Origin of the sequence: Neomicrococcus aestuarii, assembly GCF_014201135.1 — a bacterium.
Lineage (GTDB): Bacteria > Actinomycetota > Actinomycetes > Actinomycetales > Micrococcaceae > Neomicrococcus > Neomicrococcus aestuarii.
This window is the reverse complement of the sequence record NZ_JACHDR010000001.1, coordinates 953019-973464: the sequence shown is the minus strand read 5'-3', so window position 1 is coordinate 973464 and position 20446 is coordinate 953019. Positions and strand designations below refer to the sequence as shown.

Here is a 20446-nt window from a genome sequence, read left to right as displayed (position 1 = left end):
TCTTGCAAACACTTCATGATTGTTACTGCGATTGGAAATCATCCGACAGTTTCCTTTTATGCCTACCATAAACAAATTTTGAAACACTGTCTTCTTTCCAGAATCCCGCTATTTTCCCTCGAGTCTAAGTAGTGATGCGCACTCAGTGGGATCTTGCTATCCAAATCCGGAATCGTAATTATTGACGAAATGCCGCTTCTAAGCGAATGAAAGGGTCTGTTAGATCTTCTTCGGCCGATTGCGCCAGATGCAACTTTCATCATTTATTCGCACTTACAGGAGGGCTATCAGATGAGAATTCCCCATTCAACGGTGCCATAGAGTGGAGGATACTTTCGTTAGGATTCAAGAAAGCGCCAACCGTCGCCGGTTTGCAAGAGAGCGATACATGGAGCGAAGTAATGCAAAGGTCTGGTAATTAGTGACAGATCGGGCTGAAAATGATTATGAATCGTGGCAAGTGCCCATTTATGAGCATGAGGAATTGGCGGAATTTGAGAGATTGTCGGTCCTTGCATGTGGCATCCACCGAATTCGATTTAATGACGGGCCCTCACTCGACGTTTTAATCGAGGGTCTTGAAAAACTTGATGGGTGGAAGAGAGTGCCCGTCTTCTTCAATGGTGCCGTCGGCAATCGTTCTGACAAGCAGGGCCCATTCTTTTCAGGTCGAGGTCTAGCAAGTAGCGCAGGTTATGGCTTTGTCGCCATCTCGGATCCTTCGACGACTCTTAGTAAAAACCTTGGTCTCGCTTGGTATGCAGGAAATCAGTTCTCCACTCTTGAAGAGCCTGTATTACGTGTTCTGAAAACCGTTCAACGTCTGCTGGGGCTTCAACTCTTGCTAATTGGAGGGTCCGGCGGCGGATTTGCAGCCTTAAAATTTGCGAGCTTAGTCGGGGAGACAGCTACAGCTCTTGCCTGGAACCCGCAAAGCGACATCCTGAAGTACAACGAAGATGCGGTCAAAAAGTATCTCGTGGCGGCGTTCCCAGCTGAATCAGTGAGTTTCGTCGACGAGGAAAATTGGTCGGATGGCGCATCGGATTTCCTGAAGAGAAACAACATACGGCATGAACTATTGACTCTTCCGGCGCGCCCAGGAAATACCGTGTTGCTCCAGAACGCCTCGGATTGGCACGTGAGCGCGCACCTTTCCCCCTTAGCTAGAGCATGGGAGATTAGGGAGGTCTTACATGGGATACATACGGATGGTAAGGGAACCTTTGTCCTCATTTCGGACTTTGGGGATGGTCATGCGTCCCCTCCCGCCGGATCATTGCAGGCCGCCATCGTTTCGCTTGCCAAGCTCGGCAGCTCCGCAAACGAAACTGTTCTTGAGCTGAAAATTCGGCCAGAACTCTCTAAAGGAGAACCGCGGTTACTGCCGACTGATCTATCTGCAAGAAGAAAAGAAATCCTTGACGCGACGCGCCTATCGGTGGCGCGCGATACATCCCATGAAGCTATCGTCGCAGTAGAACATGATGGATTTATCCATAATTACGGCGGCATTCGATATTCATTCTTTGTTACCACTGCGGATGGCAGCGAGCGGACAGTGGCATTCATGCCGGCCTCAAACAGACGACTAGAAATCAATGAAGGAGACGTCTCGGTTGGTGTGAGGTTGCGAGATGGATTTGGAACTGAGATATGCGAGATTGTGCACTCTTTAGATCCAGAACAGCAGTAATTCCCAAGGTTCTTCCATTTCGCTGATCGGTTTACGCCAATGGCCGAACGCGTCGCCACACGAATGGGGGAGTAGGGACGTATTCTTAAGCGAGCCCTAAACCAGCGGCAGAAATTGAGGTTGTTCGTCCAATGCAAAAGGTACTCACCATCCGAGGTGGCAAGCCACTAGAAGGCACCGTTCACGTTCGCGGAGCCAAGAACCTTGTTCCCAAGGCGATGGTGGCCGCACTGCTCGGCGATGGTCCGTCCGTGCTTCGCAACGTTCCCGAGATCAAAGACGTCGAGGTTGTCACGTCACTGTTGACCCTGCACGGCGTTGAAGTCACTAAGGATCCAGTAACTGGTGATCTGACGTTGGATCCGAGCGGCGCGAAGACCGCATCTGCTCGTGAGATCGACGCATACGCTGGCGATTCCCGCATCCCGATCCTCTTGTGTGGTCCGCTGATGCACACCATCGGTGAAGCGTTCATTCCTGATCTTGGCGGCTGCCGTATCGGCGACCGCCCCATTGATTACCACCTTGATGCCTTGCGCCAGTTCGGTGCCATAGTGGACAAAGTCGATGGCGGTATCTCCATCTCGGCCCGTAAGGGTTTGCGCGGAACCAAGCTGGAGCTTGATTACCCATCCGTGGGCGCTACCGAGCAGGTTCTGTTGACCGCAGTTAAAGCAGACGGCATCACCGAACTTAAGAACGCCGCCGTAGAGCCTGAAATCCTGGACCTAATTGCCATCCTCCAGAAGATGGGTGCGCTCATCACGGTGCAGACGGATCGCGTGATCCGCATCGAAGGTGTGAAGCGTTTGGGCGGCTACAACCACCGTGCGCTTCCTGACCGCAACGAAGGTGCCAGCTGGGCCTCTGCTGCTTTGGCTACTAAGGGTGACATTTACGTTCAGGGCGCAGATCAGCAGGACCTCACCTCTTTCCTCAATACCTACCGCAAGATCGGTGGCGACTTCGAGGTTGATGACAACGGCATTCGCTTCTTCCACCCCGGTGGAAAGCTGAATCCCTTGGTCGTTGAAACTGACGTCCACCCAGGCTTCATGACGGACTGGCAGCAGCCGCTCGTCGTTGCACTGACTCAGGCTGAAGGTGTCTCGATCGTTCACGAAACCGTGTATGAGAACCGCTTCGGCTTCACGGACGCCTTGATCCGCATGGGGGCAACCATCCAGCTTCACCGCGAATGCTTGGGCGCCGTTCCGTGCCGCTTTGGCCAGCGTAACTTCTTGCACTCCGCTGTGATCACCGGTCCGTCCAAGCTTCGCGGCGTGGACTTTGTGATTCCGGATCTTCGTGGTGGTTTCTCCCACATCATTGCAGCGCTTGCCGCTGAAGGTGTCTCCAACGCTTCCGGCATCGACATCATCAGCCGCGGCTACGAGCACTTCATGGACAAGTTGCAAGGCCTAGGCGCAGACGTCACCCTGTCCTAAGCGAAGGAGCATCATGGCAGAGTCGCTAAAAACCCGTGCAGTCTTCGGAACCCTCGCTTCGATTGTGCGTCCAGCAATGGCCGCAATCATGGCGCAGAAGTGGACTGGATTTAAAGATCTTCCTCAGGGCGGATTTATTGCATGCCCCAACCACACCTCTGAGATCGATCCATTGGTGGTTGCTGTTCCGTTGTATGTAAACGGGTATTTGCCGCGCTTCTTGGCGAAGGATTCGCTCTTTCGCGTCCCTGTCTTGGGAACCTTCCTGCGGGCTACGGGTCAGATTCCCGTGGAACGAACAGGTCTGAGCGCTAACCGTTCCCTCAAGGCCGCTCGTTCGGTTATTGACAACAGTGGCGCCATCCTGATTTACACGGAGGGAACGCTCACGCGTGATCCGGACTTGTGGCCTATGCGTGGAAAGACGGGTGCTGCGCGGCTGGCGCTTCAAACCGGAGCGCCCGTAGTGCCGATCGTTCACTGGGGCACCAATGAGGTCATGCCTCGTTATGCCAAGAAACTTAACGTGTTCCCACGCAAGACCGTTCGGGTTCACGCGGGTGCGCCCGTGGATCTGTCCGATTTGCGCGACCGTCCACGCACCAGGGAAATCCTGGAAGAGGCGACGTCACGTATTACCAATGCGCTGACAAGAGAACTTGCACAGCTTCGCGGGGAAGAACCACCGGCTGTTCCTTGGGATCCTGAAAAGCACGGCCAGGCTGCCACGGGACGCGGCAGTTTCGAATCCGCTGGGACTGTGACTTCTGGAGCCGAAGCCGCTGCTGTAATGGAGTCGCGTCAGTGATGGAGCCCTCGCACCGAATTGCGGTGCTGGGAGCTGGCAGCTGGGGAACTACATTCGCCAAGCTGGTAGCTGACGCTAACGCTGCTGCCGAGGTCATCCTCTGGGCACGTCGCGACGAAGTAGTCCAAGAGATTAATGAGCTCAACACCAACTCCCAGTATCTGGGTGACATTGTGCTTCCCTCAAATATCTCTGCCACCAGTGACATCGCTGAAGCCCTCGTGGGAACTCCGTTGGTGGTGCTGGCTGTTCCGGCTCAGTCATTGCGCGCGCAACTCGAGGCCGTCAAAGGACACCTTGAGCCGGACGTTTCCATCATTAGCCTCATGAAGGGCCTCGAGCGCGGCACGGACCTTCGGATGTCCCAAGTGATTTCTGAGGTCCTTGAGCTGACCATGGACCAGATTGCTGTGCTTTCTGGCCCCAACTTGGCCATGGAGATTGCACGGAAGGAACCCACCGCGTCGGTCGTGGCGTGTTCGAATTCGGAGCGCGCCGCGTGGATTGCGTCCTCGCTTGTCACGGACTACTTCCGTCCTTACACGAACAATGACGTCATTGGTGTGGAAATCGGCGGCATCGTCAAGAACGTGATCGCTTTGGCCGTTGGCATTTGTGACGGCAAGGGCATGGGGGACAACACCAAGGCATCTGTCATCACGCGCGGTTTGGCTGAGACCACCCGTTTGGCAATGGCGCTCGGTGGGCAACAAGAAACTCTGTCCGGTCTTGCTGGGCTGGGTGACCTTGTGGCGACGTGCGCCTCGCCGCTGTCCCGAAACCGCACGGCTGGCCGTTTGCTCGGGCAAGGGCACGCCGTTCAAGATTTAGCGCAGCACATGACCCAGACGGCGGAAGGCACAAAGTCCGCTGCCGCGGTCTTGCATCTTGCGCGAGAAAATAAAGTAGACATGCCGATCACCGAAGCAGTCGTTGCCGTCCTGGACGGTACTCTCACGGTGGACTCAATGGCTAACAAGCTCTTGGGACGGCAATTGAAATCGGAAGGTATCCCCTCATGACCACAGCGAGCACCCGCGTCCTTCTCTTGTTCGGCGGCCGCTCGTCTGAGCATTCGGTCAGTTGCGTGACGGCAGCCGGCGTTCTCAGGGCTATTGACCGGAAGCGATTTGACGTCATCCCCGTGGGAATTACTCCCGACGGCGAATGGACCCGAGTTAAGTCGAACCCGGACGAGTGGTCCTTGCGCGGCACTTCGCTTCCTGTGGTTCCACACAGCGGCGAAAGCATTCGTCTGTCCAAGGTGGGGGAGCACTTCGAGGTGCTCTCGGATCAGCTTGATGCGGATCATGAGACGGTTTTGAGTACGACGACGCTGGGTACCGTTGACGTCGTCTTCCCTCTGTTGCACGGTCCTTACGGAGAAGACGGAACGCTGCAGGGCCAGTTGGAATTGTTGGATATTCCGTACGTGGGTTCTGGTGTTGCGGCCAGCGCGATCGGCATGGATAAGCACTTCATGAAGGTTGCTTTCGAAGCTGCCGGCCTCGAGGTTGGTCCTTACGAAGTCATCACCAATAAGCAGTGGCTGCGTTCGCCCGAGGAAGCGATTGCGCGCCTTGAATCGCTCGAGTACCCGCTCTTCGTCAAGCCTTCACGTGCAGGCTCCTCCGTGGGTATCACCCGCGTTGAAGACGCTGACTGTCTCCGCGAAGCCATTGAAGAAGCTCGACGCTTTGATCCCAAGGTCGTTGTAGAACAGGGAATTCTGGGACGTGAAATTGAATGCGGTGTGCTCGAAGGCCGCGGGAGCGACCATGCCCGAGCATCCCTTCCAGGTGAAATCGTGGTGGAAGCCGGAGCACACACCTTCTACGATTTCGAAGCCAAGTACGTAGACGGATCCGCGGCGAAGCTCAGCTGTCCTGCCGAGCTTCCGGAAGATGCCATCAAGTCCCTCCAAGAACTCGCAGTCGTAGCATTCGATGCAGTGGACGGCGAAGGTCTTGGTCGAGTCGACTTCTTCTACACTCCAGACGGGCGCTGGGTGATCAACGAGATCAACACCATGCCCGGCTTCACACCTATCAGCATGTACCCGCAAATGTGGGACAAGACCGGCTTGAACTACAAGGACCTCATCACGGAACTGATTGATCTTGCCTTGGGCCGCAAGCTCGGCTTGCGCTAAGGCAGTGTTACATCCTGATCCACGCTGAGACAGCGCGATACCTGTGGGAGCTGACTAGCCGCCGTCGTCAGGGAAACCAGGGCGGAACTGGAGGGAACCTCATCCGGATCCAACAGCACTTCCACGGCAGGCGAGCGGCCATACGTGGTGAGCGTCCACGCTGGGTCGCCCTCTTGAGTGAGCCAATCCACGCCGTTGACGGTGGCGCACGGATCCGTCGACGGCGGGGGAGATGCCACACCGCAACGAATAATGACCGCTGCTGGATCACCGTACGCGGCTGTTGCCTGGCTCGTGGTGTCGCGACGCTCAAAGCCGGCCAACTCTTGAGGCAAAAGAACCATGAATTCTGCGCACTCAGGATTGTTGGCGTCATCGGCCGCATCTACGCTGACGGCGCTTGCACACCCAGCCAAGAGCGTGGAAGTTGCCAAGGTCAGAGAAATTGCTGCGAGTTTTCGGCGGCGCGTCACTATCATCCGAATACTCTACCCAGCCTCGGTAGACTGAAGCAGGCCGTACGCGCCAACCCTCGGAACCAACGTGAAAGTGCATCATGACACCAACTGAAGATACGTCGAGAATGATTCCGGACTCCGGAGACGGTTCGTCGTACGGTTCGGTCCCAGAGCGGCGCAAGAAGAAAAACAAGACCGGACGCAACGTCCTCTTGATCTTTGGTTCCCTGGTAGTGATCGCAGCACTGGTGGCTGGCGGATTCGTTTTCAACCTGATCAACAGCTTTGACAACAAGTCAGGCAAGATCGCCGACGCGTTCCCGGTGGAGTCTTCCCGCCCAACCAAGAGTGCTGCGGCTGAAGACGCCGTCAACATCCTGTTGCTCGGTGCTGACTCCGGTGGCGGAAGCGGCGAAACGGAAAACCTGCCCAACGTGCCGAATGCTGGACGTTCGGACACCATGATGCTGGTGCACATTCCGGGGGACCGCAAGCAAGTTTTCGTCACTTCCATCATGCGCGACACCTGGGTGGATATCCCCGGGTACGGAACCCATAAGATCAACGCCGCGTTCTCCTACGGCGGCGTCCCTCTTGCGGTGCAGACCATTGAGTCCCTGCTTGGCACGCGTATTGACCACGTCGCCTCCATTGACCTTGCAGGATTCAAAGGTCTGACGGACGCAGTCGGTGGCGTAGACGTCAACGTGCCGCTGACTTTCACGTCCTCGCACGCTTCCGGTTACGTCTTTGAAAAGGGTGTGCAGCACCTCGATGGTGAGCACGCATTGCTCTTCGTTCGCGAACGCTACGCCTTCAGCGACGGCGACTACCAGCGTGTGCGCAACCAGCAGACGTATATGAAGGCGCTCATTGACAAGCTGCTTTCCCGTGACGTCCTCTCCAACCCCACGGCTATCACCAATTCGGTCAACGAACTTTCCCCGTACATTCAGCGCGACGACAGCCTCAATGCGGTTGCTTTGGGGCAGCTGGGGCTCTCGCTCGCTGGACTGAATAAGAGCGACATGAACTTCTTCACGCTGCCCACCAGCGGCGTGGGTCGTTCAGCAGACGGCCAGTCCATCGTCCTCCCGGACGAAGCTGCCATCGCCGATCTGGGCGAAGCGTTGCAACAGGACACCGTCGGCGAATTCGTTGAGCAGCGCGGTCTCTAAATCCCAGCTATGAATAAGCAAAAGATTTTCACCGGACCAGTCGCCGTCGTCTCGTGGCTCAAAAAAGCCGTCCAAGAGCTCGGCAATCACTCGGACCGGTTGGACGCCATCAACATTTACCCCGTGGCGGACGGTGACACAGGCTCCAACATGTTCAACACCGCTCGAGCCATGCTGGGTGCGGTCAAGGACATCCCTGAAGCCGAGCTCACCGGAATGGATCTTGGCGCGCTCCTGAAGATCGCCAGCCGGGCCGGCATGGAACAAGCCCACGGAAACTCCGGCACGCTCCTAGCAGTCTTTTTGTCCGGGTTCGCCGAACCTCTCACCGGTCACCCTCGCCTGACGGGACCGGCGCTTGCGGACGCCCTGGAATCGGGCAGCGTGAGGGCCTGGTCGGCGCTGTCCGAACCTGTGCCAGGAACCATGCTCTCGGTCATTCAGGCTGCTGCGAAGTCAGCCAAGAAGAGCTTGCGCGAAACCGAGACCGATCCTTCCAGCCGCGCCTGCCTTCTGCACGTGATGGGCGCTATCTATGAGGACGTGCTCGCGGCCGTCCTAGCCACAGAAACACAGTTGCCGGAGCTCAACGACGCAAACGTCGTGGACGCCGGAGCGGTAGGCATGATGCTGGTGTTGGATTCCCTCTCTGCGGTGGTAGTGGGCGAACACGTTGTGGAATCGCGCTATCAGCCCCTTCATGGCTATGGCGTCCAGGACCCGCACATTCATGCGGAAGCCATTCACGAAGAAGGCTTCGAAGTCATGAGCACCATTGAACTGGGTGCTTTGGAAGCTGCAACCCTTCGCGCCAAACTGGACTCGATCGGCACCTCAGTGATTATGAGCCCCATGAGCTCGCCGTCGGTCGGTCAAGAGCTGTACCGGTGGCGAGTCCACGTGCACGTCACTGTAGCCGAGACTGCCATTGAATGCATGCGCTCCGTGGGTGAACCCACCGCGATTACCGTGACCGAACTGTCCTCGGTGCGCCACGACTAATGTCAGAAACCTTTGCCGGACTGACCCCGCTGTTCCCGCTCTCGCGAGCACTGGGGGACAAGCGCGGAACCTTTGAGAAGGCTTTTGGTTACACCACCGTGGAGGATCTTCTCTACCATTTTCCTCGCCGGTACCTCGATGTCGCTGAGATTTCGCCGATCGGAAGCTTAGAGATTGGCGAGGACGCATCCGTCTACGCGCGCGTAGAGCGGGTGAGCGAACGCAAGATGAACTCCCGTAAAGGCTTCATTCTTGAGGTCATCGTGACGGATCTCCAAGAACCGGCAGAAGAGAGTTTTGACTTCGCCGATGAGCTGTCGCTGACGTTCTTCAACGGCTACCAAGCGCGCAAAGATCTGGTTCCGGGCGTCGTCGGAGTGTTCTCCGGAGTGCTTTCCACCTACCGCCAGGAACGGGTCCTCACTCAACCCGAATACACGCTGCTCGCAGATCAAGAAGAAGCTGCAGCCCGGCCGTTCCCGATCTACAGCCGCAAGCAAAACATGGCACAAGAGCGAATCCGCACAGCCATCGGCACACTGCTGGATCAAGTGGATACTGAGTCTTTCCCAGATCCCATCCCCGCGGAAGTGCTCCGCAAACACCACTACCCGGATCTCGTCACCGCTCTTGAGGCGGTCCACCGGCCGGAAAACGTCAAGGATGCCTACCGGGCGCGGCGCCGGTTTGCCTTCCAAGAGGCGTTCTTCTTGCAACTTGCCTTGGCGGAACGCCGCGCGGCTCAAAGCGCCGAACGCGCCGTGGCCCGCCCGAGCATCAGCGACGGCATTCTCGCCGATTTCGATGCCTCACTCCCGTACCAGTTGACGCCCGGACAGAGCAGCGTGGGCCAAGTGCTCGCGGCGGACATTGAAGCGACCCGACCCATGAACCGCTTGTTACAAGGCGAAGTGGGCTCAGGCAAAACTCTGGTGGCGTTGCGAGCCATGCTTCAAGTCATCGACGCTGGCGGCCAAGCCGCGCTGGTAGCCCCCACCGAAGTGCTCGCCCAACAGCACGCACAATCCATCAGCGCCATGTTTGGTCCTCTCGGCCGCGCAGGTCAGTTGGGTGGAGCGGAGAAGGCCACCCGTGTGGAACTGCTGACCGGTTCCATGGGAACGGCCGCCAAACGGCAAGCACTCCTGAACATTGCCACCGGGGACGCCGGCATCGTCATTGGCACCCACGCACTCTTTAGCGACAACGTGAGCTTCTTTGATCTGGGCCTCGTGGTGGTGGATGAACAGCACCGTTTCGGCGTAGAGCAGCGGGACACCCTGAGGAATCGGGCGGAGATCACCCCGCACATGTTGGTCATGACGGCGACACCCATCCCGCGCACAGTGGCCATGACGGTCTTCGGCGATCTTGAACCACTGGTTCTCGAGGGCCTCCCGTCCGGTCGAAAGCCGGTCAAGAGCTTTGTGGTTCCCACCTGGAACAAGAAATGGCTGGATCGCATGATTCAGCGCATGAGCGAAGAAGTCGCCGCCGGCCATCAGGTTTTTGTGGTGTGTCCGCGAATTTCGGAAACTGATTCGGCCCCGAAGAACGGCGAGGCCGCCACTGCCCAACGCACCACGGTGGATCAGATGGTGGCGTTCCTCTCCCAACGCCCAGAGCTCAAGACAGCGCGTATTGATGCGCTGCACGGCCAGCTCCACAGCGAGGTCAAGACGGACACCATGGATCGGTTCGCGAGGCACCAATCGGACATCCTGGTCTCCACGACGGTCATCGAAGTGGGGGTCGACATTCCGAACGCCACCATCATGGCCATCATTGACGCCGAAAACTTCGGAACGGCACAGATCCACCAGTTGCGGGGTCGCATTGGCCGTGGTGGGCTAGAGGGCACGTGCTTCTTGGTCTCCAGTTTGGAGAAGGACCACGCGAGCCTCGAACGCCTCGAGCGAATTGCCCAGATTAGCGACGGCTTCGTACTCGCGGAAGAGGACCTCAAGGTTCGGCGCGAAGGAAACGTTCTGGGAACCGAACAGGCGGGCGCCCGCTCTACGTTGCGTGAGCTGCGGGTGATGCGTGATGCCGCGCTCATCGGACAAGCCCGCGAGGACGCCGAAGAATTGGTGGCACAGGGTAGTCTCGATCGGTACCCGGGTCTGCGGGCGGCCATTGATCGATGGTTTGACGCGGACACGCAGGAATACTTGGAACGAGGCTAGAGGAGGCCACCATGGGACGCATAATTGCCGGAGTAGCTGGCGGACTGTCGCTCGCTTCCGTCCCCGGAACGGCCACTCGGCCTACGACCGACCGCGTCAAAGAGGCGCTGTTCTCACGACTTGAAGCGTGGGACGTGCTCGCTGAAGCGCGCGTCCTTGACCTTTTTGCGGGTTCCGGCGGTTTAGGAATTGAAGCCGCCAGCCGGGGAGCGCGATCGGTGGTGTTGGTGGATCAAGCCGAAGCCGCCGTGAAGGTCTGCCGCGCGAACGCAAAAACCGCGAATCAAGCGATCGGCAAGGACGTGGTCTCCGTGCACCGCGCCAACGCGAAAACCGTCCTCGAGTCCACCACCATCGGATCCAGCTTCACTCTGGTTTTCCTTGACCCGCCGTACCTCATGACCGAGGACGAACTGGGGGAGATCCTCGAACGCCTTGCACCGCGCTTGGAGCCTGAAGCAACCATTGTGGTGGAACGCTCGCGGCGTTCCCCGGAACCGCAATGGGCGGCAGGGATGGAATTGCTGACGGAAAAGAAATACGGCGAGGCTCGGGTCTGGTTCGCAGGTTACGACGACGCAGCTCGCTAACGCGCGCACCCCTCAGGACACGAAAACGCAGACACGAACACTGCTGCAGAGTTAGCTGAGAAAATCCAACTCGGCGCCCGATAGCAATACGCCCGGATGCGGACCCCGCTGTCGGGCACTCTGCAACGAGTCTGACGACCATGACTTATCCGTGGCCATGAGAATCATGTTTCCTGGATAACGTTTGGTCAGCATGTCTTGAGACGTCGAAAGATACACGTGCTCAAACAGCTCATCCAAGTACTTCACTTGGGTGGCGGCGAACGTCAACGGCGGGTCATCGCCCACGTTGAGCAGCAGAATCCCGTCGGGGGCAAGGTGATCCTTGACTTGCTTGTAGAACTCCGCCGTAGCCAAATGTGCCGGCGAGTCCCATCCTGTGAAGATGTCTACGAAGACGACGTCGAAGACCTCGTCGGCGAGATCCTGAGCTAGCGCATCGGCGGCATCATTGATCACTACGCGAACCGGCGCCGCGGCCGGAAGCGGAAGCTCCTCAAAAACGAAGTCCATGAGCTCGCGTTCGATCTCCACGGCCACCTGAACGGATCCCGGTCGCTTCACGCCGACATAGCGGGCTAACGTCAAGGCGCCAGCCCCAATGTGAGCTACCGACAGCGGCTGCCCTGGACGGAATTCATCCAATAAGTTCGCCACGCGCGCCAAGTACTCGTATGCGATCTGCGTAGGATCGGCGAGATTGATGTGGGATTGCTCGTAACCACCCATGGACAGGATCTTTGCGCCGGGACGGAACGGATCATCGTAGATCTCCGCATGTAAACCGCCGTGTGACAACCACCGGTGTACGCCCGGGTGTGCAGACTGGCTCATGCGTTATCACCGGCGGCGGCTGCCGCTTTCAGCACTGCAGCGGTACGGGGCAATCCGTCCTTGAGGCGAGCTACGGCGTCGTGCAGGACTTCTGGACGTTTGCAGAACGCAAAACGAATCCACGAAGAGAACTCAGATTGATGCTCGGGGATCGCGAAAACTTCCACCGGAATGCCTGCGACGCCTGCGTGCTCGGGGAGAAGCCGTGCCAAATCGGCGGCGCTCGTAACGCCCAGGGAAGAGACATCGGCGATGACAAAGTAGGTTCCTTCTGGCTCAATGACGCGAAGTCCCGCCTCCCGCAGGCCGTTCACCAAAATGTCCCGGCCCTCCCGCAGATCCGTCCGCAGGGACTCGAACCACTTTTCGCCGTGATCCAATCCGTGCGCAACGGCCGGCTGAAAAGCAGGTCCAGAGCTGTAGCTCAAGAACTGCTTCACGGACTTCACCGCTGCAATCAGGGGAGCCGGACCTGAAGCCCAACCCACTTTCCAGCCGGTCATCGAGAACGCCTTGCCGGCAGAGGAGATGGTGACGGTGCGCTCGAAAGCACCCTCCAAGGTGGCGATGGGGATGTGTGGCGAACCGAAGGTGAGGTGTTCGTAGACCTCATCGGAAATGATGATGCAATCATGCGCGGCGGCTGCATCAGCGATGACGCGGAGCTCATCCTGGGTGAAGACCACGCCGCACGGATTGTGCGGGGAGTTCAAGAGAATGACGCGCGTCTTCTCAGTGACGGCCTGAGCGAATCGTTCGAGATCCGGGCGGGCGCCCGCGTCAGAGAGCGTCAACGGCACCGGCACTAGAGTCGCGTTGGTGAGCGCCGTGACCGCCGCGTAGGAATCATAGAACGGCTCGAAAGTCACCACCTCGTCGCCGGGGGAGAGGAACGCCATCAAGGACGCCGCCAGTGCTTCGGTAGCTCCCGTGGACACCAGAATCTCGGTCTCTGGATTCAGTTCGAGACCGTAGTGACGGTGCTGGTGGCGCGCGATAGCCTCGCGCAACGGAAGAATCCCGGAGCCGGGGGCGTACTGATTGCGACGAGCTGCGGCGTCGTCATTACTAATCAGCGCTGCCGCTATTTCCGCCAGCTCCGCGGGCCCATCCGTATCCGGGAAACCCTGGCCCAAGTTGATGGCGTCGAAGCGCTGCGCAAGCCCCGTCATCTCCTCAAAAATCGTAGGCCGCAAGCCACCCTCAGAATCCACCAAGTTGGCGGCAGCGGAGGTACGGAACCACGGAGAGCTCAGGGAGGAAGAAAGCGTGGGAGACATGGTGCCCAGTGTAGTGTCCGGGGAAAGGCTGTGCGGTAGGGTCACAGTATGCGACGCGCCGTATGCCCCGGATCTTTCGACCCTGTCCACAAAGGCCATATTGAAATCATCGCCCGAGCAGCCAACCTCTTTGACGAGGTGATTGTGGCGGTATCAACGAACTACTCCAAAAAGCATCTCTTCACTGAAGACGAGCGCGTGGACATCATCGCCGAATGCGTGGGCGGACTGCGCGGAGTCAGCGTGGAGCCAATGGGCCAAGGACTGCTCGCCGAATTCTGCCGGGAGCGCGGTGCCGAGTCCATCGTCAAGGGACTGCGCTCGCTTACGGATTATCAGTACGAAGTCCCGATGGCCACCATGAACCGCCACCTGACAGGCGTCGAAACGGTATTCTTGCAAGGCGATCAGTCTTATGCCCACGTGTCCTCGTCCCTGATCAAAGAAGTGCACCAACTTGGCGGGGATATCTCAGATTTTGTGCCATCAGCCGTTTTGAAGAGGCTCGAAGCTCGCCGATAACGGCACTTTGAGTAGCAAGTGTGATCAATGCCGCAACGCGCCGACAGCGCGCATTTGGGGCGAGGCGTGATCACCAGCTAAGATAGTTAGTCGGTCAACGTTCTATTAGGTGGTCTCATGAGTGGCAAGAATTCGGGCGCTGTGTCTCGTGGCATGGTGGACCGGAAGTCCCCTCTAGTTTTTCAGGTGAGGGATTTGCTTCTGAACCCGGGAACCATGAGAGAGCTCAAGGAGCGCGTCGCCGCCCCAGCTGAGCTGGGAACGGTGATGATCGGCGTACAGGAGAATTCAGATCTCGATTTGGACCTGCGCCTGGAGGCTGTGCACGAAGGAATCTTGGTATCCGGTACCGTATTTGCAGAACTTACTGGCGAATGCGGCCGATGCCTGAACCCCATCGCGGACGACCTCGAAGTTGACCTTCAAGAACTGTTCTACAAGGACGCATCCGAAATTGAGGGTGCGGACGAGGAAGAGATCTTTGAGGTAGTCGATGACTTTATCGACCTGGAACCGATTATTCGGGACGCCGTTGTCACGGCACTCCCGTTCCAACCGGTCTGTCGGGAAGATTGCGCTGGATTGTGTTCTGAGTGTGGCATTCGTCTTGACGACGAGCCCGGACACCATCACGAAGTAGTTGACCCTCGCTGGCAGGCTCTCGCAGGCCTAGTCAGCACGCCGGATTCTGGTGATCACACCGAGGATGCGGCTGTACCCCTAAACGACGAGAGAGAAAAGAGTTAGCCGTGGCTGTTCCAAAGCGGAAGATGTCTCGCGCCAATACCCGCGCACGCCGTGCCCAGTGGAAGGCTACCGTGCCTACCTTGGTGAAGACCATTGAAAACGGCAAGGTTGTTTACAGCCTTCCGCACCAGGCAAAGGTTGTTACCGACTCTGCAGGTACCGCATTGTTCCTTGAATACAAGGGTCGCAAGGTAGCAGACGCCTAAGTCGTCCTATGCCTCAAACTGAAGAGCTTTTGAAGCGTCTCGGGGTCACTATTGATCCCGAGACGCTTCGTCTTGCACTCACACACCGTTCCTTCGCATATGAGAACGGCGGTATCCCTACCAACGAGCGCCTCGAGTTCCTCGGCGACTCCGTGCTGGGTTTCACCGTCACTGATTACTTGTACGCGAATTACCCGGATCTTCCGGAAGGGGACCTCGCGAAGCGACGTTCCGCCGTGGTGTCTACTCGTGCGCTCGCGCGCCTAGCTCGCGAACACCAAGTGGGGCCGCACATCCTTTTGGGTCAGGGTGAGATTCTCACTGATGGGCAAAACAAGTCCTCCATTCTGGCGGACACTATGGAAGCGCTCATCGGCGCCACCTACCGCTCTAACGGGCTGCGTGTTGCGCAGGACCTGGTGCTTCGTCTGGTGCTTCCTTTGCTGACCGAGGTGGAAGATCACGGTCTAGGAATGGACTGGAAAACCACCATTCAAGAAGCCGCGGCAGGCCGCAAGCTGGGCGCCGTGGAGTATTTGGTGACTGGTTCTGGTCCCGATCACGCCCGCCAATATGAAGCCACGCTTAAAATTGGCGAAAAAACTTACCGTTCTGGCACCGGACCGTCTAAAAAAGAAGCAGAACAAATGGCCGCAGCAGCATCGTGGCCGGATCTTCAAGACGAAGGACTGTAGGTCTTATGCCGGAGTTGCCCGAAGTTGAAGTAGTACGCCGAGGTTTGGCTACTCACGCTTCGGGCCGCACGGTGCACCGCGCCATCGTTTATGATCGTCGCTCGGTCCGCCGGCACCCGGGCGAAATGGAAGCTTTCGAGTCCGAAGTCTCCGGCGTACGCCTCGGCAACTTGGTCCGACGCGGAAAATACTTGTGGTTCGAACTCCCTTCCGGGCTTCCCGACCAGACTCCGCAAGCGGCTCTTGTGGCGCACCTGGGGATGAGCGGTCAATTCCTCGTGAAGAGCACGAAGGACCGCCGCGAGCCTCACTTGAAGGTCTCCTTAGCGATGGATCCGCTAGAGCAACAACCCAACGTGGTGCGCTTCATTGATCAGCGCATTTTTGGGGGCCTCTTTATTTCTCCGTTAGTTCCCACGGACGACGGCGCAGCGGGCGGCTTAGGCAGCGACCTTGCGTTGGTCCCTGACGCGGTAGCGCATATTGGTCGGGATGTCCTTGATCCCGTGTTCGACGGACCTTATCTGGCGTCGCTGCTGTCCGGCCGGCCCTCTGCCATCAAGCGCATTCTTTTGGACCAGAGCGTGGTCTCCGGCGTAGGAAACATCTACGCTGACGAGGCGCTATGGCGAGCCAAGATTCATTACCTGCGCCCTGCAGCGGATCTCAAACAGAAGCAGGTTTTCGCCCTAGCCCAGGCGCTCAAGGACGTCATGAGCGAGGCGCTCGAAGCAGGAGGCACCAGTTTTGATGCCCTGTATGTCAACGTGAACGGGGCTTCCGGCTACTTCGACCGTTTTTTGCATTCATACGGAAGGGGCGGCCAACCCTGTGAGCGCTGTGGTGCCCTCATCGTTCGCGAGCCGTTCATGAACCGTTCGTCTTATCGCTGCCCCAAGTGTCAGCCGAAGCCTAGAACAAGATCACCACGAGGCTGAGTTCGTACTGGCCACACCGGTTACGAACCAAGCGTCCTGCTGGCGTGGGATCGTCGCTGGACGTGTATGCCGGACTCGCCGAAGTAATGGGCGGACTGGCAGCGGCACAATGTAGTCTCCGGTCATGAACATCCAGAACCGAATCCCAGGACTTGACCACAGCCAGACGACTCCGCGGTATGCCACATGGCATACAGATGAACTGGAACTGAGGAGCTTTCTACTTGGCACGACCAAGGGTATGAAAGCCTGGTTCAAAGCTGAGGAGGAAGCTTCAGAAGACGAAGCCAATCGCATGGTAAACCCGGAAGACGCCTACGGGGACGAAGGCTACAGCCTATTCATGGACCGTGTGGGGATCTTCTGGGAGCAGTACTGGTATCAACTTGCGGCGGCTGTCATCAAGGATGCTTTTACCCTGTACGAGGTCTTCTTGGAAGAGTCAGCCCATGACTTGCTGCGCAGGCACGGCTCCGGGCTGGTCAACCTTTCGACTGAGAAGACGTGGCTGTTGGACCAGTGCGACGACTTTTATGTTCGCTACCTGGGTTTCCCCATCAAACAAGGGGAGATCGAGGATATTCAGTGGATCCGCAACAAGATGTCCCATCTTCGCGATTCGCTGCGCACAGAAGAAGGCAAAGCTGAATTTGAGGCAAAGATTAAGACCCTCGACATCAGTGGCGACCCGACGGAAGACGAAGACGACCTGGACTTGCCCCACCACGAGTATGGGCGGGAGCTCACTTTCGGACCGTCACTAATACTGAGTCCACTGGAAGCATGGCGTGTACTGAATCTGCTTCGCAAAAGCATCGAGGAACTGACCGTGATCCTCCACAAAATTCAGTACGGAAACCGCACAACCACGCCGCTTCACAACCTGAGCCAGGGAACCCCTGTCAACGAAAAAGACCGGAGACTGCTGATCATTCCAGTGCCGAAGGTGTAACCCCGGACGTCCCGATCAAATTCGACCAGCTGAAGCCTAAAGCAGGACCGCCAGCCTGACTTCGGAGCAACAAGCGACCCCCGCCCAGTGGGCGGGGGTCGGCGTGTGTTTGTAAGCGAGGATGACGCGCGGCCGCCTCGGGGTTGCTGGATTCAACTATGCTCACGTGGCCGCTTCCCAGCACGGTCCCGGTCCGGCCTGAAGAAAGCAGCCCGGCGTCAGGAAGCATCAGCATACAGTCAAGGTGATGCCGGTCAATGCTGCTCGTGCTGGATCTCGCCGCACCGGCAGCCGCCAATACGAGAGAAAAAACCTCTTCCGGATAAGTTCTATCCCATGAGGGAACCCAAGCTTTTGCTCCATCCAGGTATCGAACACTTCGGAGAGCAGCTGCGTGCAAGCCGCTTTGGTCACAAGATGACCAGGGAACTTTACGCGTATCCGAACCGGAAACCGAAGGAGAGGCCCAGACGCGAGGACTGGCCCGAAGAGGTCTGGAACGACAGTGCCTGGATGTACCGCGATGAGGAGCACACCGAGCATTCGGATGTGTTCCTCCTGGCGTACCGCGACGCGGCGCTGACCAACTTCGACCTGTCCATGAAGTACTTCTCGTCCCTGGACCAGGACGACTTTGAGGGTGCCTTGGACCATGTCCTGACCAAAGGCCGCACCTTCAAGCCAGTGCAGTCGCTGAAGCCTTGGGACGGTGTCGCGGGCGCATACATCATGGTCTTCGATGAGTACCGTCAGTTCTACATAGGCCAGTCCAACGACATCCGATCGCGGATCAAGAAGCACTGGACCCATCGAAAACCGTTTGACAGTGTGCTCTTTGGAACCAGATATGACTCGATCTTCCCGGTGGACGAGCTGCGGGCTCTGGATACGACCCGGATTTTCGCTGCCCGCAGCACCAACCCCTACGCCCTAGAAGAACGAACTGAGAAGGCCGCAGACCAGCGATACTGCTTGAACCGCATGGCCGGTGGTGAACCGCCATTGACTGTGATGCTTGGAAGCCACCTACCGCGCAACCGTTCGCACGGGCTCGCTGCGGTTCCGCTGTCACCGGAGGACTACGACCTTGAGTGGGACAAAGTCAGCCTTGTGATTTCGCAAGCAAGAACCTCTCAGAATCTGCGCCTCATAGAGACCCTCGCGGGCCTCGACATGACAATCTATTCCATCCAGCGGGAGGAGGGGCCGCCGTTCCATTGGTCGAGGAGAGACGCGGTCGCGGGTGCCGCCGCCCGCGGCGAGCTGACCGTCGAGGAATATGCTGCGTTCCTCCAGCTGATGGGCGAAAAGGTCATTTGGCCGGAAAGCTGATCGGACGGATTGGGACCTCTACCGACGTGGGTCAATCCCAGGTCTGGCCGCACCAGCAGCTGCCATCTTTGTGGTCTTGGATGACCAGGACCCGCTCCTCGCCGAGCAGGATGATGTCTTCGTAAGCATGCCTCCAGTGCAGCATCTGTTGCCGACTGCCGGCAGGGGAGTCTTGGCGTATGTGGAAAGCCGCGAGAACTTCCGGACTAGGCAGCTGCCTCGATGAGCTCGCAGCCCCTCTGGCTCGGAGGGCACGGGTCACAAATCGGCGGGCGGTGTTCCACTCAAGAACGCGGGTCGCTGGTCTTGGTTGAGGCCTGGCGGCCCGAGGTGTACCTACTTCTCGGGCGGCGGGCTTTGCGGCCCGAAAAGCCAGTTCTAACCGGCATTCGCGGTCCTGAACATCAGAAAGATCGCGATTATGCCAAGCAAAAAGGAATTGGGGGTCGACAACGCCCACACGCCTACAGCCATTGAGGCCACGAAACCGAGAACAGCTTCCCGCCCCCATTGGGATCTCGTCTTCATGGGCACAGCCTACAGAACCGGAACGGTGACGAACACTGAAGCAATGCCGGATTCCGACTCTCAAAGAGGGCCCATCCACGACGAGGTATCCCGCACCTACGAAAGTGCTTTTAATGACAAGCGGGAACGGAAATGCGGTCGGATGTCGGTCCTCGCTGGCAGACAGCCTAATAGCGACTTCAGGGACGACTGCTGCCAGGAATTCGCCCATCGTGCCCACAGCGAGGGAAAAAGAAGGCCCGCCGATGGGGGACCGGCTGGCCTTCAGCCGCAGCCGCGGTACAGCAGCGCGCATGGAACATCGACTGGACGAACGGTGGACGGTCGACGGTGAGACGAGGAGGTTGACGGCCACCTTTGGCCACGCCGCAGGTAGCGCCGGATGGGTTGAGCCGATCAACAACCGTAAACCCCTCACGCCAAGCGGAACGCCCCTCTGAAAGCAGAAGTCATCCGTAACTAGGCCACGAAGATTTCGCGGGGGCGGATCTGTTCCCAGGACTTACCGTCGCCCCAGATCGAATTGAAGTGAATGAGGCGGCGGACCTGCCGTAGGCGCTTATCCGCTGCTGTTCCCGCCAAGGCGCACTCTGCGACCTGACGAGTGAATCCCGCGGTGATATCGGCCAACTGTATACGGGGGTCTGTTTTCGAGTCGATGTGTTTCACATCTACTAGCGGGAACTTGTAGTTGGGCAGGTTGAAGCCGCGCGGAGTACCCTCATTCGCTACTTTGAGAAGCATTTTAAGCAATGGCTCGGTAAGGGCAGTTTGTTCATCGTGCATGATGATTAGAGGCTGCTTCAGCTTGCGATGCCATGTGAGTGCGAGTTGATAGAGAGTCGTCTGTAGTGGATCGAGAGTCTTCAGGGCCAAACCTTCGGCGATGGCCAC

20 protein-coding genes are annotated in these 20446 nt (G+C 58.0%); 16 read left to right on the top strand and 4 right to left on the bottom strand.

Annotated elements, in window-relative coordinates; all coding sequences use genetic code 11:
* Positions 1 to 421 precede the first annotated feature (421 nt).
* The 5 genes from HD598_RS04330 (at position 422) to HD598_RS04310 (ending at position 6104) form a co-directional block, all read left to right on the top strand.
* Entirely contained in the window at positions 422 to 1696 is a 1275-nt protein-coding gene (locus HD598_RS04330; protein WP_183664078.1) for a hypothetical protein, read from the top strand.
* 131 nt (positions 1697 to 1827) lie between these two features.
* Positions 1828 to 3144, top strand: a complete 1317-nt coding sequence (murA, locus tag HD598_RS04325) for a UDP-N-acetylglucosamine 1-carboxyvinyltransferase (RefSeq protein WP_183664076.1) — start codon at positions 1828 to 1830, stop codon at positions 3142 to 3144.
* Positions 3145 to 3157: 13 nt separating this feature from the next.
* The gene (locus tag HD598_RS04320) at positions 3158 to 3952 is read left to right on the top strand and encodes a lysophospholipid acyltransferase family protein (RefSeq protein WP_183664074.1); all 795 of its coding nucleotides are present in this window, start codon (positions 3158 to 3160) and stop codon (positions 3950 to 3952) included.
* Complete coding sequence (locus HD598_RS04315) at positions 3952 to 4974, top strand: NAD(P)H-dependent glycerol-3-phosphate dehydrogenase (protein WP_183666581.1); 1023 nt, start codon at positions 3952 to 3954, stop codon at positions 4972 to 4974. The genes HD598_RS04320 and HD598_RS04315 overlap by 1 nt, the downstream gene beginning before the upstream one ends.
* On the top strand, positions 4971 to 6104 hold the full coding sequence (locus HD598_RS04310) for a D-alanine--D-alanine ligase family protein (protein WP_183664072.1): 1134 nt from the start codon (positions 4971 to 4973) through the stop codon (positions 6102 to 6104). The genes HD598_RS04315 and HD598_RS04310 overlap by 4 nt, the downstream gene beginning before the upstream one ends.
* Here HD598_RS04310 and HD598_RS04305 read toward each other — a convergent pair.
* Entirely contained in the window at positions 6101 to 6583 is a 483-nt protein-coding gene (locus tag HD598_RS04305; RefSeq protein ID WP_183664070.1) for a DUF3515 domain-containing protein, read from the bottom strand. The two genes, HD598_RS04310 and HD598_RS04305, sit on opposite strands and share 4 nt — an antisense overlap.
* A gap of 77 nt (positions 6584 to 6660) precedes the next feature.
* Between HD598_RS04305 and HD598_RS04300 the strand changes: the two genes are divergently transcribed.
* The 4 genes from HD598_RS04300 to rsmD are packed head-to-tail and all read left to right on the top strand — an operon-like array spanning position 6661 to position 11518.
* Entirely contained in the window at positions 6661 to 7740 is a 1080-nt protein-coding gene (locus HD598_RS04300) for an LCP family protein (protein WP_183664068.1), read from the top strand.
* Positions 7741 to 7749: 9 nt separating this feature from the next.
* Positions 7750 to 8742: a DAK2 domain-containing protein gene (locus HD598_RS04295; protein WP_183664066.1), complete on the top strand. Its 993-nt coding sequence runs from the start codon at positions 7750 to 7752 to the stop codon at positions 8740 to 8742.
* Positions 8742 to 10928, top strand: coding sequence for an ATP-dependent DNA helicase RecG (locus HD598_RS04290; RefSeq protein WP_183664064.1), 2187 nt, complete (start codon positions 8742 to 8744; stop codon positions 10926 to 10928). The genes HD598_RS04295 and HD598_RS04290 overlap by 1 nt, the downstream gene beginning before the upstream one ends.
* Positions 10929 to 10939: 11 nt before the next feature.
* Positions 10940 to 11518, top strand: coding sequence for a 16S rRNA (guanine(966)-N(2))-methyltransferase RsmD (gene rsmD / locus HD598_RS04285; RefSeq protein ID WP_183664062.1), 579 nt, complete (start codon positions 10940 to 10942; stop codon positions 11516 to 11518).
* A gap of 51 nt (positions 11519 to 11569) precedes the next feature.
* On the opposite strand, the gene HD598_RS04280 is transcribed toward rsmD, so the two are convergent.
* Both HD598_RS04280 and HD598_RS04275 read right to left on the bottom strand, forming a co-directional pair.
* Positions 11570 to 12352, bottom strand: coding sequence for a spermidine synthase (locus HD598_RS04280; RefSeq protein WP_183664060.1), 783 nt, complete (start codon positions 12350 to 12352; stop codon positions 11570 to 11572).
* Positions 12349 to 13632, bottom strand: a complete 1284-nt coding sequence (locus HD598_RS04275; protein WP_183664058.1) for an aminotransferase class I/II-fold pyridoxal phosphate-dependent enzyme — start codon at positions 13630 to 13632, stop codon at positions 12349 to 12351. Before HD598_RS04275 ends, HD598_RS04280 begins: the two co-directional genes overlap by 4 nt.
* Positions 13633 to 13680: 48 nt before the next feature.
* On the opposite strand from HD598_RS04275, the gene coaD reads away from it, so the two are divergent.
* The 7 genes from coaD (at position 13681) to HD598_RS04240 (ending at position 19024) form a co-directional block, all read left to right on the top strand.
* Positions 13681 to 14154, top strand: coding sequence for a pantetheine-phosphate adenylyltransferase (gene coaD, locus HD598_RS04270; protein WP_183664056.1), 474 nt, complete (start codon positions 13681 to 13683; stop codon positions 14152 to 14154).
* A 117-nt stretch (positions 14155 to 14271) separates the two neighbouring features.
* A complete protein-coding gene (locus HD598_RS04265; protein WP_232318040.1) occupies positions 14272 to 14901 on the top strand; it encodes a YceD family protein in 630 nt (209 codons plus the stop codon).
* A 2-nt stretch (positions 14902 to 14903) separates the two neighbouring features.
* Positions 14904 to 15107, top strand: a complete 204-nt coding sequence (gene rpmF, locus HD598_RS04260; RefSeq protein WP_071893404.1) for a 50S ribosomal protein L32 — start codon at positions 14904 to 14906, stop codon at positions 15105 to 15107.
* Positions 15108 to 15115: 8 nt separating this feature from the next.
* A complete protein-coding gene (rnc, locus tag HD598_RS04255) occupies positions 15116 to 15802 on the top strand; it encodes a ribonuclease III (RefSeq protein WP_071893405.1) in 687 nt (228 codons plus the stop codon).
* A 5-nt stretch (positions 15803 to 15807) separates the two neighbouring features.
* The gene (gene mutM, locus HD598_RS04250; protein ID WP_183664054.1) at positions 15808 to 16740 is read left to right on the top strand and encodes a bifunctional DNA-formamidopyrimidine glycosylase/DNA-(apurinic or apyrimidinic site) lyase; all 933 of its coding nucleotides are present in this window, start codon (positions 15808 to 15810) and stop codon (positions 16738 to 16740) included.
* Between the two features lie 124 nt (positions 16741 to 16864).
* Positions 16865 to 17692, top strand: a complete 828-nt coding sequence (locus HD598_RS04245; RefSeq protein ID WP_183664051.1) for a hypothetical protein — start codon at positions 16865 to 16867, stop codon at positions 17690 to 17692.
* A gap of 336 nt (positions 17693 to 18028) precedes the next feature.
* Positions 18029 to 19024 (top strand): GIY-YIG nuclease family protein, encoded by a 996-nt coding sequence (locus tag HD598_RS04240; RefSeq protein ID WP_183664049.1) that lies wholly within the window; start codon positions 18029 to 18031, stop codon positions 19022 to 19024.
* A gap of 987 nt (positions 19025 to 20011) precedes the next feature.
* On the opposite strand, the gene HD598_RS04235 is transcribed toward HD598_RS04240, so the two are convergent.
* On the bottom strand, positions 20012 to 20446 hold the full coding sequence (locus HD598_RS04235) for a hypothetical protein (RefSeq protein WP_183664047.1): 435 nt from the start codon (positions 20444 to 20446) through the stop codon (positions 20012 to 20014).

Coding starts and splice junctions, on each gene's coding strand:
- murA (WP_183664076.1), top strand. CDS start 1,828: ATGCAAAAGGTACTCACCATCCGAGGTGGCAAGCCACTAGAAGGCACC.
- HD598_RS04320 (WP_183664074.1), top strand. CDS start 3,158: ATGGCAGAGTCGCTAAAAACCCGTGCAGTCTTCGGAACCCTCGCTTCG.
- HD598_RS04315 (WP_183666581.1), top strand. CDS start 3,952: ATGGAGCCCTCGCACCGAATTGCGGTGCTGGGAGCTGGCAGCTGGGGA.
- HD598_RS04310 (WP_183664072.1), top strand. CDS start 4,971: ATGACCACAGCGAGCACCCGCGTCCTTCTCTTGTTCGGCGGCCGCTCG.
- HD598_RS04305 (WP_183664070.1), bottom strand. CDS start 6,583: ATGATAGTGACGCGCCGCCGAAAACTCGCAGCAATTTCTCTGACCTTG.
- HD598_RS04300 (WP_183664068.1), top strand. CDS start 6,661: ATGACACCAACTGAAGATACGTCGAGAATGATTCCGGACTCCGGAGAC.
- HD598_RS04295 (WP_183664066.1), top strand. CDS start 7,750: ATGAATAAGCAAAAGATTTTCACCGGACCAGTCGCCGTCGTCTCGTGG.
- HD598_RS04290 (WP_183664064.1), top strand. CDS start 8,742: ATGTCAGAAACCTTTGCCGGACTGACCCCGCTGTTCCCGCTCTCGCGA.
- rsmD (WP_183664062.1), top strand. CDS start 10,940: ATGGGACGCATAATTGCCGGAGTAGCTGGCGGACTGTCGCTCGCTTCC.
- HD598_RS04280 (WP_183664060.1), bottom strand. CDS start 12,352: ATGAGCCAGTCTGCACACCCGGGCGTACACCGGTGGTTGTCACACGGC.
- HD598_RS04275 (WP_183664058.1), bottom strand. CDS start 13,632: ATGTCTCCCACGCTTTCTTCCTCCCTGAGCTCTCCGTGGTTCCGTACC.
- coaD (WP_183664056.1), top strand. CDS start 13,681: ATGCGACGCGCCGTATGCCCCGGATCTTTCGACCCTGTCCACAAAGGC.
- HD598_RS04265 (WP_232318040.1), top strand. CDS start 14,272: ATGAGTGGCAAGAATTCGGGCGCTGTGTCTCGTGGCATGGTGGACCGG.
- rnc (WP_071893405.1), top strand. CDS start 15,116: ATGCCTCAAACTGAAGAGCTTTTGAAGCGTCTCGGGGTCACTATTGAT.
- mutM (WP_183664054.1), top strand. CDS start 15,808: ATGCCGGAGTTGCCCGAAGTTGAAGTAGTACGCCGAGGTTTGGCTACT.
- HD598_RS04245 (WP_183664051.1), top strand. CDS start 16,865: ATGAACATCCAGAACCGAATCCCAGGACTTGACCACAGCCAGACGACT.
- HD598_RS04240 (WP_183664049.1), top strand. CDS start 18,029: ATGAGGGAACCCAAGCTTTTGCTCCATCCAGGTATCGAACACTTCGGA.